The following is a 14704-nucleotide window of genomic DNA, read 5'->3' as shown; positions in this document are numbered from 1 at the left end:
CATGAGAGCTGCGATGATCGACGCTCCCCGTTCCGTGTCGATCGTGACGATCGACCGTCCCAACTGCGGGCCTGACGATGTCGTCGTCAAGGTTGCCTATGTCGGTCTGTGCGGTACGGATCTGGAGTTGTTGCACGGCACGTCGTCATACCTCACTGATGGCCTTACATCGTTTCCGCATCACTTCGGGCACGAATGGGTGGGCACCGTAGAGCAGACCGGCCCGAATATTCACGATCTGTCGGCGGGTGACGTAGTCACCGGGAGCACGATGATTTTCTGCCAGGCGTGTTCGGCCTGCGGGGCCGGACGACGCAACCAATGCTCCGATCTGCGTGAGGTCGGGCTATACGAACATCCTGGTGCCGCAGCCGAATTCCTCCGCATGCCGCGGCGCACGGTCGTTTCACTCGGTCGCGTCACAGTCGAACCGGAGCACGTTCTCATCGAGCCGCTCGTGACGGTGCTCGAGGCGCTCGACGCTGCTTCGGTGTCGCCGGGTGATCGGGTTCTCGTCGTCGGCGCGGGCACGATCGGCAGCTTGTCCATCGCCATGCTGAGTCGATACCCGATCACCGTCGACGTTCTCGAACCCCGGTCGATCGAACACCTCGACTCCGGCACCGTCACACACAGTTTCACCGATGCCACACACCTGACCGGGCAGTACGACGTGGTCGTGGAGGCGTCTGGCGGCGCCGGTGCGCTGGGTACCGCCGTAGGCGTTCTCCGTCCGGGAGGCAAGTGCATCCTCGTAGGCGTCGCGGCGCACACGGAATCGATCGATCCCGGAGCGGTTGCGCTGGCCGGCATTTCGATCATCGGAGTACGTCACGGGGTAGATCACTACCGCCGAGCCGCGGAACTGTTCCCGCTGATTCGCCCGGCATTGACCGCATTGATCGACAGTGTGGTTCCTCTGACCGAAGCACAGTCCGCATTCGATCGTCTCGAAGGCCACAGGACACGGCCGAAGGTGGTGATCTCTGTTGAGTGAGCTCGAATACACAGTGATAACCGGAGCGAGTAGTGGTATCGGCCGGGCAATCGCGCTCGCGCTTGCGAAAGAGGGTCACAACCTCGTCCTCGGATACGGCAATGGTCTCGATCGCATCGCACGGTTGGTGAGCGAACTAAATGCGCAGTTCCGCATCGACGTCGTTCCCCTGCAACTGGACCTGCGCAATGCCGAATCGACAGTCGACGCCGTTCTGAGATGCACAGATGAACTGGGTGAGATCCACTGCCTGGTAAACAATGCCGGAATCAACGATCGATCACCCGCAGATGCACTCGCCATCGATCGAATGCGCGAGGTCATGGCCGTCAATTCGATCACCCCACTTGCGTTGGCCTCGTCGGTGGGGCGCCGGATGATCGCGCGAGGTATCGCAGGATCGATCGTCAACATCACATCGATCCATGACACGGTCCCCATCACCGGCGGTGCAATCTACTGCGCCAGCAAGGCCGCATTGGCGGCGTCGAGTCGTGTCCTCGCCCTCGAATTCGCGCCCCACGGAGTGCGCGTCAATTCCGTCGCACCGGGAGAAACCGCCACCGCGATGAACGGCATCGATGACGAATCCTCGTATGCGGACATCGATCGCCCCGCTATCCCGTTGGGGCGTCCGGCCGGTGTGCACGAGGTCGCAGCAGCCGCGGCGTTCCTCGCCGGGTCCGGTTCGAGCTATCTCACGGGGACCACCGTTACCGTCGACGGCGGACTGGTTCTGACTGCAGCCGAAGCGAATGCCCGCTACGCCGTCGATCATTCTCCAACGCAAGGTCTCATGAAAGGAATCGCATGAAAGCCATCGCAATCGAAGCCACCGGCGACCCAAGCGTTCTCACTCTCACCGAGGTTGACGAGCCGACATCCGGCCCCGGAGACGTCACTGTTTCCGTTGCAGCCGCTGCCGTCAACCCTGTCGATCTGAAGACCCGTTCGGGGTTCTTGCCCATCGAGTTGCACTTCCCAGCCGTATTGGGATGGGACGTCTCCGGAACTGTTATCGCAGTCGGATCCGCGGTAACACGCTTCACGCCAGGAGACCGCGTCATCGGAATGATCGCGCAACCGGCACACCGCTACGGAACCTATGCCGAACGCGTCACCGCCGACCAGTCCTTGTTCGCACCCGCTCCGTCGAACGTCACCCTCGAGCACGCTGCTGCGATCCCACTCGCAGCGCTCACCGCTGTGCAATGCCTCGAGAAACTCGACCTTGCACCAGAATCCACGGTGTTGGTGACCGGTGCTGCCGGCGCGGTGGGCCGAATAGCGTCGGCGCTGCTGATCTCGCGGGGACACCGCGTCGAAGCCCTCGCTCGCGAGAGCGACACTGACGAACTCTTGGCCCTCAGCCTCAGCCGGGTCATAGCGAGTCCCGTCGACCTGCCGCAGAAGGAGTACGACGCCATCGTCGACACGGCGGGTATTGCCGAATCCGTCGACAGTGTGCGAGACGACGGCGCCTTCATCTCCATCGACGACAACGAGCAACCCGCACCGCAACGTGGAATCACACCGGCGAAAAGCTATGTCGACGAGGACGGCTCGGGCCTCGAATCATTCGCCGAACTGGTATCGACCGGTTCGGTCACCGTCCCTGTCGCCCGAACATTCCGGTTCGACGAAGCACCCCAAGCCCACGCTCTGCTGGCCGCGGGCGGAACCCGAGGAAAGGTACTGCTGATCCCATGACCGTGACCGCGAATGTCGAAGATGCCTTGTCCACAGTCGGTGTCACCGTTCCCGATGCGGACGCCGCCGCCAACTTCTTCGCTTCACTCCTGGGTGCGAACCGCGTCGTAAGATACCCCGGACGTGTCTCCGTACCGATCGGATTGTCGGGGGTCGTGGATTTCGTATCAGCGGATTGGCCCCATCAACCCCCACCGCGGTTGGTCGACATCGGTACCAACCATCTCTGCTTCACTGTCGGCGATATCGAACTCGCTGTGAGCTACCTTGATTCGCGAAGCGACGTGACAGTCCTCGGCGACGTGATCGAGGTACCCGAGGGTCCGATTGCGGGCAACAAGTGGGTGTACTTCCGGTCGCCGTGGGGCGATCTCTTCGAACTTCAGCAGTGGCCCGAGGAGCCGGGATACTTCCACGAAACCCAGGCCCGACTCCACCACAGACGAGAGGACATCGCGTCAGCCCTTCTCCCGACCTGCCGCGGTTTGGATCACACGGGCTACAGCGTCCCGGACCTCGACGCCGCGATAGCGCGTCTGGTGACCGCCCATTCGGGAACCGAGGTGCTCCGCACCGACATCGCAGCGGATCGCGGGTTCATGACGGCACAGTTCGATCTCGACGTCGAAGGAACGTCCCGGATGGCGATGGTATCCGTCGGCGACTTGAACATCGAGTTGTTCGAGCACCACATCGGCCGGCAGGAGGCCCCTCGCCCTTTGACCGCCAACGGGGGAAACTTCCTGACGTTCCGCCACGGGGGCGCCGCGCGACTGATTCCGAGTTCGCTGTGAAGTACGGAATCAATCTCCCCAACTTCGGGCCGCAGATCGACCCCGAGGGGATTCTCGCGTGGGCCCGGACAGCGGAAGCTGCCGGATTCGACAATGTCCTACTCTCGGATCACGTGGTGTTGACCGACGACGCGAATCGCCGCTCTCCCGCTCCGTTTTACGAGTGCCTGGCCACGCTGTCCTGGCTCGCAGCGGGTACCGAGTCGATTCGCCTGGGCAGCGGCGTGCTGATCGGCAGTCACCGACACCCGGCCCACCTCGCCCACGCGACCGCGACGATTGATCGACTCAGCGGCGGACGGTTGATCGTGGGCATCGGGGTCGGCTGGACTGCACAGGCTTTCGACGTCCTCGGCGTTCCGTTCACACGTCGAGGCCGACTGACGGATACCACTCTCGAAACCCTGATCGCAGCGTGGACGTCGGAGACATACGACGCACCGGGCTCGGCCGGAACACATCGCGTGCACAACGGACCTCTACCGCTGCAGCAACCACACCCTCCGTTGTGGATCGGCGGCAACGGACCCGCTGCGATCGACCGAACCAACAGATTAGGCACTGCATGGCACCCATTGCACCCTACCCGGGGCCTATGCATCGCTGGAGTCGCTTCACTCGCCCCCGGGCGTGAGTTCGTCCCCCGCATCTACTTTCTCCCCACCGAAAGATCTGTCGAATCACCAGACCGTCCACTCGGGTACGGAACCATCAACCAGATACGTGCCGACATCGATTTTCTGTCTGAGATCGGTGCACAGACGATTGTGCTCGATACCGATCCTGGCGACCAGCGACTGCGCCGCTCAACCGACCACGATCTCGATCTGATTCGCATTGCCGGCGAAAGTTTGGGAATGAGTCGGGTGGCCGTCTTATGACTCTGCGGCCCAGCTTGATTCGACAATCCATTTCGACCTCGGCACTGCTGTTCGACATGGACGGAACCCTCGTCGATTCGCAGGCGTCGATCGAGGCTGTCTGGTTCGAATTCGCGGACCGGCACGGCGTTGATCGGGCGGTGGTAGCGCAGGCACTTCCAGGCCGCATCGCTTCCGACATCATCGTTCGGGTTCTCGGTAATCGAGCAAACGTCGAATCCGAACTGAACTGGATCAGGCAAAGCGAAGAGCAGAACTCGCATCCAGTTCGCGCCATCGCCGGCGCCAAGGACTTTCTGGCGTCTGTGCCCCGGGAGCAATGGGCGATTGTCACGTCGGCCCCTCGATCGATGATGGTGCGAAGGCTCACTGAAGCGGGCCTCCCGCTTCCACACGCGTCGGTATGCGCTGAGGACGTGCGCGCCGGCAAGCCAGATCCCGAGGGCTTTCTTGCAGCGGCGGCGCGCTTGAAGGTTTCCGCCGACTCCTGCACCGTATTCGAAGACTCCTCGGCCGGCATGGCTGCTGCGGCCGATTCCGGCGCATCATGCGTTGCAATCGGAGCCGAGCCCGGACGAAACCTTTTGAGAGTGAATAATTTTACTTCACTACGACTCTCCCGAGAGAGATCGGAGCTCGTAATCGACGTGGTACCGGAACTATGACGGATACCGTATCGGTCGATCTGGGAGGTACGTGGCTACGCATCCGCAGCGGTGAGCGAACCGAACGGCTGCCATCGCCCAGCGTGCTCCGACAACCGTCTGCCACTCCCGATCAACTCCTGCGCGAGCTGATCGAGACACTGGATCGATATCTACCGCCGGGTGCCGCAGTGAACATGGCGTGCGGGGCCGCGCTCGACGAACAGAAGGGCGTCGCCCATGGATCCGGCCCATTGTGGGGCGGCACTCCTGCCGGTGAGATTCCGTTGCTGCGCCTCCTCGAATCCCACCGCCCGGACGTTCGATGGACACTCGTGAACGACGTGACGGCAGGGTTGGCGTCATTCGCTCGTGGGTTTACACGTCCCACCGATCGGCGCATCGCCTACCTCACCATCAGCAGCGGGATCGCACTGCGGATAGCTGATGCAAGAGAGGGAGTGATTCCAGTGGACGCATTGGGGTTGCAAGGTGAGGTCGGCCACCTTCGTGCAGTGACGTCGGGGCCGGATACAGTGCGACAGTTGCCCTGCGCATGTGGAGGCATCGGACATGTCGCGGCGATCTCGTCCGGCTCGGCGTTGGCTGCTGTCGCCTCGGCTCTCGAATTGCCCTATGACAGAGATTCGTTCGGTCCAGCACTCGAGTCAGGCGCCCCTGGTGCATCACTTCTGTTGAGCGTGGTCGTCGAGCCGATCGCCGAGCTGGTCAGAACGATGATCGCCCTCGATCCACGACTGGATCGCATCGGGATCGGTGGCGGGCTCGCCGAAGGTCTGTCCGAGATGTACGAGAGGGAACTTTGTTCCCAACTCGCCTCGGTGCGATCGTACGCGGACACGTCACTGACTCCCGAGAGAATCCATAGGACGATATACCTGTGCCGTCCTCACGACATCGACACCCTGTCCGGTGCCGACGATATTGCCGCCGGTCGCCTCCGCGTAAGCAAGCTGTGAAAGAGGATTCATGACAACGCAACTCACCCATCGCGCAATCGTGAGAAGGGGCAGTCGGTCGAGCGTCGAAAAGCGGCCGACTCCAACTCCCGGACCCGGCGAACTTCTCGTCGCCCCCGAGAAAGTCAGCCTGTGCGGGACTGACATTCAGATTGTGCGCGGAGACAGGGACGACCCCTCGCCCATCGTCGGCCACGAAGGCGCTACCCGCGTCGTCGAAGTGGGCGACGGCGTCACCGGCTTCGAGGTAGGTGATCGAGTCGTGGTCAACCCGACGCATCCGCATGATTCATCGTTTCTTCTCGGCCACAACGTCGAGGGGTTGTTTCAACAACGCGTCATCATCGGCGTGCCCGCGGTGAGTGGAGGGTTGGTCACGCCGTTGCCACTGGAACTTTCCAGCGCACGCGCTACTCTCGTCGAACCGTACGCCGTCGTCAGGTACGCGCTCTCCTGCCTCTCCCGTGAGTCACCGGGGACGCTGCTCATTTTCGGCGACGGTCTCATCGGAAATCTGGCTGCGGCCCTCGCACCCTCCGTTCTCTTCCCAACCGTCCGAGTAGTAATGGTCCACCGCACCGAACTCGGCATGGAGTGGACGACAAATCACTTTCCATCCGTGGTCAACTCGCTCGCTACCGAGAACTGGGTACGCGAAACCACAGGCTCGGTCGCCGTGCTGGTCGCGACTCACCGCGCCGGCACAGTAGCGTCGATCGACACCGCTCTGGAACGCCTCGGCGATCGAGTTGTCTCCGTGCATCCGATTGGTGGAGTGCCGGCCAAGGCCACGTCCGATTTGTTACCCGGGGTGGACATCGCCGGGGTGCGACAAGCCAACACGGGTGGACCGACACCACCCGCGATCACGACGTTCACCAGGGGCTCTCTGCGCGTTGCCTTGACGGGCAACAGAGGAGTCACGAACCACCAACTCGCCTCCGCTGCAGCTGCATTGACGAGCGCCGACGACACGATCGACACGCTACTCACACACCAACTCGGCATCGATGAGGGCACCGCATTGATGAACGTGATCTGCGAGAAACGGACCCGAGAGGTGGACGGCGAGTTGGTGATTCGATTGGTGGTGAATCTTGCGGGTCATTGAAGGTATTTGATCCGACGAACTCGGGGAACAACCAGCCAAGACCTCCCGCCCGAGATCCCCCACGGACTCGCATTGCTAGTGTTGATGACGTGTTTGCCACGGGACCCAACGCGCTGACGGTAAAAGGCCAACCGACGCTTCAACACATAGATTTCACCTTTTTGGATTCTTTTCGATTTCCCGACCGGCAGGGCTTCCCCGATTCATATCGCGCATTCATCCGGCACGCAGGGTGGGCGCGGACCTTCGGACTCTGGCTCATCTATCCGCCCGTCCTTCCCGGATTTGCCGACGGCTGGCAAGGGCGCGCCCGCAACCTCACCGCTCATCTTCATTCGGTCTACACAGAAGGACAGGATGACGAGTTCGATTGGATGATCGAACCCGACGGCGATTGGTCACTCCCCGACTCGCTGCAGGTTTTCGGATGGAGCGAAAACGGTGACGCCCTCCTGTGGGACACAGCATCACGCGACACCGACGGAGAGTTTCCGGTTTGGGAATCGCGATCGTTCAACTCCCTCCACCGCCTCGGCGGGAGCCTCTACGAAGCACTTCCGTCCATTCGCACCCGGACGGCGAGCCTGTTCGGACCCCGCGCCTACGACATCGAGCCACTCCAGCCCACCCAACTCTGACGCGCGACCCAAATTATCGAAAGGCCGCGGGCACAGCCACTAGTACGACACCTACGATGACGACCAGCGACAGATAGCCGAGAACGAGGCCGGCCACTGCCAATCCGCGCCCACTTTCGCCGGAACGGCGAATCTGGTTCAGCGACACATGGCCCACGGGAATAGCAAGAACCCCACCGAAGATTCCAAGTACCAGTGCGACGATGGCCAAGGCATTCGTACCGCCGACCACCCCTGGCGGCGGCGACACCACCTGCCTGACAGGCCCGAATGCCGAACGAAGGCTCCTCCCTGACAGCAGCGCCCCGACCATATACAGCGACAGTCCCGCCACTGATCCGGCTACCCAGGCTCCACGAAACGCCGGCCCGTCGACGTCGAGGATCCTCCCCGCCGCCCTTACCCCGGATCCTGCTGCACCGACCGCGATACTCAAATTCACTGCGCCAGGAAGAACGGCAAGCAAGGCAATAGCACCGATACCAAGCGAAAATGCCGGGCCACCTCGGCGCCGCCACGCCAACGAACTCATCAGCGCTGCGAACAAAGTCACAGCAATGCCTAAAAGCCCAGTCACAAATCCGACAACGACTCCCGTCTCGAAGTCCCCACCTAGATGACGAGCAACCCACTGTGCCCAGGCCCGTGCGAATGGCGGCCCGAGCGTCAGCGAGGCAACGACCGTTGCAACCGCAACGCACGCCACGACACTGATGACCCGCAGAATCCACCCCAGATAACCGGAATGCGAATTATTCGGCGCAACAGTAGTTTCCGAGTCGATCACCAGGATTCCTTAGTTCAGAGTGTGACAACAGAACGGCTCTAGCCGTCACTCCACACAGAACCGTGGCCGGACCGGCTCACTCATCTGATCAAGTTCTGGTGCCTGTGTCTGTAGTTCGTTCGCACGACCAAACCGGCGATAGCAACGATTACACATTTGTGTTAGCGTTGTTTTCATGAGTTCGAGAGCAAAGATTCTGGCCGCAGCGACCGAGCTGCTCAACACCTCCCCCAACGGTGACATCTCCACCCGTGCCGTGTGCGAGATGGCCGGCGTCGGCGCCCCCGCGCTCTACCGTCAGTTCGGCGACAAGGACGGACTGCTCGCAGCCGTCGTCGAGGCAGGTTTCTTCGAATACCTCGAAGGCAAACGCGCTGCGACACCTTCCGATGACCCCGTCGCCGATCTACGGGCCGGCTGGGATGCGCACACCGCCTTCGCGCTCGCACATCCCGCTCATTACCGACTGATGCACTCACCTTCCGCCCAGAGCGCCGACACCGCCCTGCAGGCCCAGGCGCTACTTCGATCCGTTCTCGAACGATGCGCTGCGGCAGGTGTTCTGACCGTGTCGGTCGACGTGGCTACGCAGATGGTGATGTCCGCCAATGCGGGCGTCGCTCTGATGCTCGTCGTAAGGCCGGAACAGTACCCCGATCCGACGCTGTCACAGCGAGTTCGCGACGGAATCTTCGCGTCCATCATCGACGAATCCGACGCCCACCCGGACGCCTCCCTCAACAGAGTTGCATCCACTCTCGACGCCCAACTCGCCGCCGCAGATTCAACTTCCCTCTCCACCAACGAAGTCGGCCTACTACGGGAGTGGCTCCGCAAGCTGTCCGATGCACCCAAACCAGTTCAGGAGTTACATCATGACTGACACCACCACCACCCGCGTCGCCATCGTCACCGGAGCTTCCGGCGGCATCGGGCGAGCGACTGCCGAGAAGCTCGCCGCCGACGGAATGGCTGTCGCCGTGCACTATTCAGGAAACCTTCAACGCGCCCAGGAAACAGTGGACACCATCGTCGCAGCGGGCGGTCGCGCCATCGCGGTGCATGCCGACGTCGCCGACGAAGGTGAAGTCGCGGCCCTGTTCGATACGGTCGAGGAGGAGTTCGGGGGCATCGACGTCGTCGTCCATGCAGCCGGAATCATGATTCTCTCCACCGTCGCAGAACTGAACTTCGACGATTTCGATCGGATGCATCGGACCAACGTCCGAGGGACCTTCGTGGTCGACCAGCAGGCAGCCAGACGTGTCCGGCGCGGTGGTGCGATCATCAATTTCTCCACCTCCGTGAAGAAGCTGGCGTTTCCGACTTATGCCGCGTACGCCGCCACCAAAGGTGCTGTCGACGCGATCACTCTGGTTCTCGCGAAAGAGCTAAGGGGACGCGACATCACGGTCAACGCCGTAGCCCCGGGCCCCACGGCCACCGATCTGTTCCTGGACGGGAAAGACGAAGCTACAGTGGAGAACCTGTCCAAGCTGGCTCCCCTGGAACGCCTCGGCACACCGGTGGACATCGCGGAGGCTGTCGCGTTTCTCGCCGGCCCAGCTCGCTGGGTCAACGGCCAGGTCATCTACGTCAACGGCGGCGTGATTTAGCAAAACCATCGTCTAAGGACCACACCTTGGCAATTCCGACAAAACAGTCAAACCAGTCGACTTTGGTTGTAATGTGCAAACAATGGAAAACCAGGATCGAGGGTCCGCCCGGACGTCACGACGACAGTTCATCAGCGTTGCAGGGCTGGCGGCAACCGCCGTCATAACCCTCGCGACCTCCTCGACCGCCAGCGCCGCCGGCCCCACGGCACCCAATCCAGGTTCGCGGGTCGGCGATCCTGCGGAAGCCCAAGCGGTACAGCGCGTCGCAGAGACACTGCTGAACAGCGGAGTCCCCGGTCTTGCCTTCGCCATCGTCAAACCGGATGAGAAGAACCGCAAAGCGAGTGTCACCACTACGTACCACTACGGCCAGGCCGACGTCGAAAACGGCGTGAGAGTCACTCCACGAACGCAATTCGAGATCGCCTCGGAGACCAAGACCTTCACCGCTGTACTACTGGCGAAACTGATCGCTCGGGGAGAAGTCGGATTGGACGACCTGGCGAGCAAGTATTCGGACGGCAACCCGCTGCCAAAAGGTAGCGGTGGCGAGGAGATCACGCTTCGCCAACTGGTCACCCACCGTTCCGGTCTGAGCGACGACCCGCCCAATCTCTCGGCTGGGTGCGCAGATCCCACACAATCGTGCGTGGACGAGAAAGCGAAGTACACGAGAGACATGCTCTGGGAAGGACTCCGGGCTCCCGGGGCCTTGGAGTTCGCCCCCGGTAGCCACTGGCTGTACTCGGACTTCGGGTTCGGACTGCTCGGCACACTCATGGCAGACAAGATCATTCCGGGACAGGAGAAGCCGCCTTTCGCGGCAGCAGTTGCCCGCGAAATCACCGACCCGCTCGGGATGATGGGTACCGTGATCGAGACCAAAGCAACCGACCTGGCCGTTCCGTACTACCTCGACGGCACAAGAGCCCCTCTGTGGAACAACACGGGTGCGATCGCAGGCGGGGGTGGCCTCGTCAGCACCGCCGAGGACATGTCGATCTGGGCCGCAACAACTCTCGGCTATGGCAACAACCCGCTCAAACCGGTCCTGACCTCGATGCTCGAGCAGATCGACACGCAAGCTCCGGAGAATCCTGCATTCGGAATGGGAATGGCGTGGCAGCTCCAACCCCCGACGCCGAACTTCCCACAACGGTTCGCCAAGAAGAACGGAGACAGCTCGGGATCCAACTGCATCACCCTGTTGGTTCCCGACAGCGGCTGGTCGATCACGATTCTTGCGAACGGTGGAAATGCGGCGATGATCGACCCTGCAGCAGTGAACCTGATGCATGATCTGGTTCCGAGACGACCGATAATCGGTAGCTCGACGGGAAGTTCGTCGGGCAGCGACGTCGGTTTCCAGACCGGGTCATTCGGATAGACCCACTTACCCAGGGGCGCTACATCTTCGTCGAGCGTGCCATCACGAAGCAGTAGAGCCCGTAGGTGATGATGCCCAATCCGGCAAGGATCAGCAGGGCCACTCCGTACGGCTGCGCACCCAGCGTCTTGAACGCTCCGTCGAGTCCGGAGGACTTGCCGGGTTCGGAACTGTTGACCGCGAGAAGAACCAGAACGCCGACAGCAGCGATGGCCAAGCCCTTGGCGACGTACCCGACGGTTCCGAGTCGGCGCACGAAGTTGCTGGGTGTGCCTTTCAAATCATCCAGGAAGTTCTGGCTCGCGCCCTTGTACACGTGGTAAACACCCACAGCGATGATCGCGATCCCACCGATCACCAATGCGATAGTCCCCAGCGTGTTCTCCATCAAACGCGCCGTGATTCCCGCACTCTGACCGCTGCTGGACTTCCCGCTTCCGCGGGCGAATCCGAATGCAGTGAAAGCAAAACCGAAATAGACGAGCGAAATGCCCAGAGCCTTTGCGCGGTTGAAGAACTCCTTCTTCTTGTCGTCCGAGGACGGCGACGACGAGCTCCCCAACGCAGCTTCGGCCAATCTCCACAACGCCATGGCAAGGAAGGCCACGACGCCGACCCACAGAGCGAAGACACCCCCTGGTTTTCCTGCCAACTCGGCCATCGCACCCGATTGGTCCGCAGACCCGGATCCACCGAGAGCAAGGCGGATCGCGATATATCCGATCAGCAGATGAACCACACCGCTGACGACAAATCCTGCGCGGGCAAAGCGCTCGAAGACATTGTTCTGTGCAACGTCAGCCGCCGTGGACGTGACACTTTTCTGGTCCTGCGGTGACGATTCTTTGTTCATCATGATCGTCGAACCATATACGGGCAGACGCTTCCCTCGAACGCCTGCATCAAGTGTTTCGAGATCAAGGGTTTCGAGGGTTCTGATCCGGCGTCGACCGCGGTTCTTCGGGGTTGGGAACCTTGGGGTCGATCGTGTCTGCATGATCTCGTTGCTGGTTCAGTTCCTCGCGAGAACTCGTCGCCTCTTTCCGATGTTGCGCTGCATGATGTTGCAGCGCAGACGCTTCCGCCGCTTTGGCGTCGGCCTCTGCCTGCACCATGCGCGCTTTGGCTGCTGTCTCTTCTGCCCGCGCCTCGCGCTCGCCTACTTGCAGCGACTTGTCTGCGACGTCTTCGCGGATCTGTTCTGCCTCGATGTGACGACGCTCGTCGCGCCTGTTTCGCGCCACCCACAGGAGTGCGGCCACGATCGCTATCACCACGACCACGGCAACAATTATCCAGATTATGCTGCTGGTACTCATACTGCGAGAGGTACCCACCTGGGACTTTCTCACACGCAGGCAAAGAAATACGCAAAAATTACAGGTCAGTCGGATGCGTGTTGGCACCGCACAAAACGACGCACAATTCACCGTCGGACGGCGGCGTCACCGTTCCGTTCAGAACCGGAACCATTGCTGCCGCGGTTCCCAACTCCACCAGGATCCGGAACTCCCGCCACAGGAACGCCCGCGCCTGCCGGATCGAATCATCGTCGACCACAACGCTGTTAACCGAACTCTCATGCAGCGTCTCCCAGGCGATGGCGCCAATCCGTGTGGCCCCCAATGAGTCCCCGGCGATACTGTTCACTTCGATATCGATCGGACGCCCCGCATCGAGCGAGGTGTGCAAGGTGGCAGCCCCGGTCGGCTCGACGGCTACCACTTGATCTTCGGGACGAGCCGCCGCGACGATTCCAGAGACCAACCCGCCGCCGCCGACTGCAACGCAATACGTGATCGGTCCGGATGCGTCGTCCTCGATCTCGAGAGCAATGGTCCCGGCTCCGCTGACGATGTCGGGCAGGTCGTAGGCGTGCAGTTCGAGCGCACCGCTCGAGCGTGCGATGTCCGCCCCAGCGGCAGCGGCGAGTGCATACCGGTCGCCGACCTTGTGAACGGTTGCACCCAGCTCCCCAAGTGCCTTCACCTTTGCTTCGGGCGCTGTCTCCGGCACCACCACTGTGCAGGTGAGTCCTCGGCGCCGCGCGGCCCACGCAGCGCCGATCGCAGCGTTGCCGCCGGACGCGATCACCACGCCTGCGTCAGGCATGGTGCCGTCGGCGACCGCTCGTTCCACTGCATTGAGACTGCCGCGCACCTTGAAGGAGCCGCCGTGTTGGAGGTACTCGAGCTTGAACAGAACCGGCACCTCACCGTGTGGTGTCGGCACCGCAGTTCGAAAGATGGGAGTACGCCGCGCCAGTCCTGCGATACGAGTCCGTGCGGCTTCGACATCCGAGCGCTCGATTGCCAGCGGACCTGCGTTGTTGTCGGCGGTGAGAGTCATGTACCAACCCTACGGTTCGCAACTTCGACCCGAAGCAGTCGGCCCATCGTCATCAAGATGTCTGTTTTTCACCAATTACTGCCCGCATCTGACCGGGACATCGACCTTCCAGGTGAATAAATTTACTACTACAAGCACAACGACGACATCAAGGAAAGGCACACGCCATGTCGAAGATCGCAGTATTCGGTGGAAACGGTTTTGCAGGAAGCGCAATCGCAAAGGAAGCCGCTTCACGCGGCCACGAGGTAACCGTCGTCGCTCGCAGCGCGCAGTCCGGAACCGACACGAATGTCGTGCAGGGTTCGGTTCACGACAACACGATCGTGGAGCAGATCACGGCAGACAACGACGTCGTTGTCGTTGCCATCCCCGCTCGCGAGATCGACGGCAAGCGCCTGCTCGACGCCGTCACTCCCCTCGCAGATGCCGCCGCACGCAACGGTGCTCGCATTGCCGTAGTCGGTGGCGCCGGCAGCCTGTTGGTCGCCGAGGGTGGGCCGCGCGTCGTCGACACCCCCGATTTCCCGGACGCATACAAGGGTGAGGCGCTCGCTCACGCCGACGTCCTCGATGCGCTCCGCGCGACCGACAGCAATGTCGACTGGTTCTACGTGAGCCCGGCCGCAGCGTTCGGTGCCCATGCCGGCGTCGCCCCGAAGGGATCGTTCCAGTTGGGTGGCGACATTCTCCTGACGGACGCCGAGGGCAACTCCGCCGTCGCGGGCGAAGACTACGCACACGCTTTTGTCGACGAGATCGAGACTCCGGCCCACCGTCGCCAGCGTTTCACCGTCGCACACTGAA

At 61.8% G+C, this 14704-nt stretch carries 17 protein-coding genes; 13 read left to right on the top strand and 4 right to left on the bottom strand.

What is annotated here, in order from left to right; genetic code table 11:
* Window position 1: 1 nt before the first annotated feature.
* The 9 genes from CPI83_RS03010 to CPI83_RS02970 all read left to right on the top strand — a co-directional run bounded on the left by CPI83_RS03010 (window position 2) and on the right by CPI83_RS02970 (window position 7755).
* The gene (locus CPI83_RS03010) at window positions 2-997 is read left to right on the top strand and encodes an alcohol dehydrogenase catalytic domain-containing protein (RefSeq protein WP_020909399.1); all 996 of its coding nucleotides are present in this window, start codon (window positions 2-4) and stop codon (window positions 995-997) included.
* A complete protein-coding gene (locus CPI83_RS03005; protein ID WP_019745655.1) occupies window positions 990-1811 on the top strand; it encodes an SDR family oxidoreductase in 822 nt (273 codons plus the stop codon). Before CPI83_RS03010 ends, CPI83_RS03005 begins: the two co-directional genes overlap by 8 nt.
* Window positions 1808-2707, top strand: a complete 900-nt coding sequence (locus CPI83_RS03000) for an NADP-dependent oxidoreductase (protein ID WP_020909402.1) — start codon at window positions 1808-1810, stop codon at window positions 2705-2707. Before CPI83_RS03005 ends, CPI83_RS03000 begins: the two co-directional genes overlap by 4 nt.
* Window positions 2704-3501 carry a VOC family protein gene (locus CPI83_RS02995; protein ID WP_019745657.1) on the top strand — a complete coding sequence of 266 codons (798 nt, stop codon included), beginning with the start codon at window positions 2704-2706 and terminating at the stop codon, window positions 3499-3501. The genes CPI83_RS03000 and CPI83_RS02995 overlap by 4 nt, the downstream gene beginning before the upstream one ends.
* Entirely contained in the window at window positions 3498-4382 is an 885-nt protein-coding gene (locus CPI83_RS02990) for a TIGR03619 family F420-dependent LLM class oxidoreductase (RefSeq protein ID WP_020971055.1), read from the top strand. Before CPI83_RS02995 ends, CPI83_RS02990 begins: the two co-directional genes overlap by 4 nt.
* Window positions 4379-5047, top strand: a complete 669-nt coding sequence (locus tag CPI83_RS02985) for an HAD-IA family hydrolase (RefSeq protein ID WP_019745659.1) — start codon at window positions 4379-4381, stop codon at window positions 5045-5047. The genes CPI83_RS02990 and CPI83_RS02985 overlap by 4 nt, the downstream gene beginning before the upstream one ends.
* A complete protein-coding gene (locus tag CPI83_RS02980) occupies window positions 5044-6006 on the top strand; it encodes an ROK family protein (protein WP_097386754.1) in 963 nt (320 codons plus the stop codon). The genes CPI83_RS02985 and CPI83_RS02980 overlap by 4 nt, the downstream gene beginning before the upstream one ends.
* A gap of 10 nt (window positions 6007-6016) precedes the next feature.
* Window positions 6017-7117: an alcohol dehydrogenase catalytic domain-containing protein gene (locus CPI83_RS02975; protein ID WP_019745661.1), complete on the top strand. Its 1101-nt coding sequence runs from the start codon at window positions 6017-6019 to the stop codon at window positions 7115-7117.
* Between the two features lie 161 nt (window positions 7118-7278).
* The gene (locus tag CPI83_RS02970; protein WP_024487502.1) at window positions 7279-7755 is read left to right on the top strand and encodes a hypothetical protein; all 477 of its coding nucleotides are present in this window, start codon (window positions 7279-7281) and stop codon (window positions 7753-7755) included.
* Window positions 7756-7768: 13 nt separating this feature from the next.
* On the opposite strand, the gene CPI83_RS02965 is transcribed toward CPI83_RS02970, so the two are convergent.
* Complete coding sequence (locus CPI83_RS02965; RefSeq protein WP_097386753.1) at window positions 7769-8542, bottom strand: DUF4190 domain-containing protein; 774 nt, start codon at window positions 8540-8542, stop codon at window positions 7769-7771.
* A 175-nt stretch (window positions 8543-8717) separates the two neighbouring features.
* On the opposite strand from CPI83_RS02965, the gene CPI83_RS02960 reads away from it, so the two are divergent.
* The 3 genes from CPI83_RS02960 to CPI83_RS02950 all read left to right on the top strand — a co-directional run bounded on the left by CPI83_RS02960 (window position 8718) and on the right by CPI83_RS02950 (window position 11548).
* Window positions 8718-9425: a TetR/AcrR family transcriptional regulator gene (locus CPI83_RS02960; protein WP_117435004.1), complete on the top strand. Its 708-nt coding sequence runs from the start codon at window positions 8718-8720 to the stop codon at window positions 9423-9425.
* Entirely contained in the window at window positions 9418-10158 is a 741-nt protein-coding gene (locus CPI83_RS02955) for an SDR family oxidoreductase (protein WP_097386752.1), read from the top strand. The genes CPI83_RS02960 and CPI83_RS02955 overlap by 8 nt, the downstream gene beginning before the upstream one ends.
* Before the next feature lie 82 nt (window positions 10159-10240).
* Window positions 10241-11548: a serine hydrolase domain-containing protein gene (locus tag CPI83_RS02950; protein ID WP_097386751.1), complete on the top strand. Its 1308-nt coding sequence runs from the start codon at window positions 10241-10243 to the stop codon at window positions 11546-11548.
* A 19-nt stretch (window positions 11549-11567) separates the two neighbouring features.
* Here the strand turns inward: CPI83_RS02950 and CPI83_RS02945 are convergent, their stop codons facing one another.
* From CPI83_RS02945 to CPI83_RS02935, 3 genes are all read right to left on the bottom strand, one after another.
* Window positions 11568-12404 (bottom strand): DUF1206 domain-containing protein, encoded by an 837-nt coding sequence (locus tag CPI83_RS02945; protein WP_019745667.1) that lies wholly within the window; start codon window positions 12402-12404, stop codon window positions 11568-11570.
* Between the two features lie 61 nt (window positions 12405-12465).
* Entirely contained in the window at window positions 12466-12867 is a 402-nt protein-coding gene (locus CPI83_RS02940) for a hypothetical protein (protein ID WP_020971062.1), read from the bottom strand.
* A gap of 58 nt (window positions 12868-12925) precedes the next feature.
* On the bottom strand, window positions 12926-13897 hold the full coding sequence (locus CPI83_RS02935) for a serine/threonine dehydratase (RefSeq protein WP_069145459.1): 972 nt from the start codon (window positions 13895-13897) through the stop codon (window positions 12926-12928).
* Window positions 13898-14064: 167 nt separating this feature from the next.
* On the opposite strand from CPI83_RS02935, the gene CPI83_RS02930 reads away from it, so the two are divergent.
* Window positions 14065-14703 carry an NAD(P)H-binding protein gene (locus tag CPI83_RS02930; protein WP_019745669.1) on the top strand — a complete coding sequence of 213 codons (639 nt, stop codon included), beginning with the start codon at window positions 14065-14067 and terminating at the stop codon, window positions 14701-14703.
* Window position 14704 lies beyond the last annotated feature (1 nt).

The sequence above is a fragment of the Rhodococcus sp. H-CA8f genome, from assembly GCF_002501585.1.
In the GTDB taxonomy this organism is placed as follows: domain Bacteria; phylum Actinomycetota; class Actinomycetes; order Mycobacteriales; family Mycobacteriaceae; genus Rhodococcus_F; species Rhodococcus_F erythropolis.
The sequence above is the reverse complement of the archived record's forward strand: the minus strand, read 5'-3'. Positions and strand labels throughout refer to the sequence as shown.

Bases quoted from the DNA above. Each gene is read 5' to 3' on its own strand.
- CPI83_RS02950 (WP_097386751.1), top strand. From the start codon at position 10,241: ATGGAAAACCAGGATCGAGGGTCCGCCCGGACGTCACGACGACAGTTC.
- CPI83_RS03000 (WP_020909402.1), top strand. From the start codon at position 1,808: ATGAAAGCCATCGCAATCGAAGCCACCGGCGACCCAAGCGTTCTCACT.
- CPI83_RS02960 (WP_117435004.1), top strand. From the start codon at position 8,718: ATGAGTTCGAGAGCAAAGATTCTGGCCGCAGCGACCGAGCTGCTCAAC.
- CPI83_RS02985 (WP_019745659.1), top strand. From the start codon at position 4,379: ATGACTCTGCGGCCCAGCTTGATTCGACAATCCATTTCGACCTCGGCA.
- CPI83_RS02940 (WP_020971062.1), bottom strand. From the start codon at position 12,867: ATGAGTACCAGCAGCATAATCTGGATAATTGTTGCCGTGGTCGTGGTG.
- CPI83_RS02995 (WP_019745657.1), top strand. From the start codon at position 2,704: ATGACCGTGACCGCGAATGTCGAAGATGCCTTGTCCACAGTCGGTGTC.
- CPI83_RS02955 (WP_097386752.1), top strand. From the start codon at position 9,418: ATGACTGACACCACCACCACCCGCGTCGCCATCGTCACCGGAGCTTCC.
- CPI83_RS02930 (WP_019745669.1), top strand. From the start codon at position 14,065: ATGTCGAAGATCGCAGTATTCGGTGGAAACGGTTTTGCAGGAAGCGCA.
- CPI83_RS03010 (WP_020909399.1), top strand. From the start codon at position 2: ATGAGAGCTGCGATGATCGACGCTCCCCGTTCCGTGTCGATCGTGACG.
- CPI83_RS02980 (WP_097386754.1), top strand. From the start codon at position 5,044: ATGACGGATACCGTATCGGTCGATCTGGGAGGTACGTGGCTACGCATC.
- CPI83_RS02975 (WP_019745661.1), top strand. From the start codon at position 6,017: ATGACAACGCAACTCACCCATCGCGCAATCGTGAGAAGGGGCAGTCGG.
- CPI83_RS02945 (WP_019745667.1), bottom strand. From the start codon at position 12,404: ATGATGAACAAAGAATCGTCACCGCAGGACCAGAAAAGTGTCACGTCC.
- CPI83_RS02935 (WP_069145459.1), bottom strand. From the start codon at position 13,897: ATGACTCTCACCGCCGACAACAACGCAGGTCCGCTGGCAATCGAGCGC.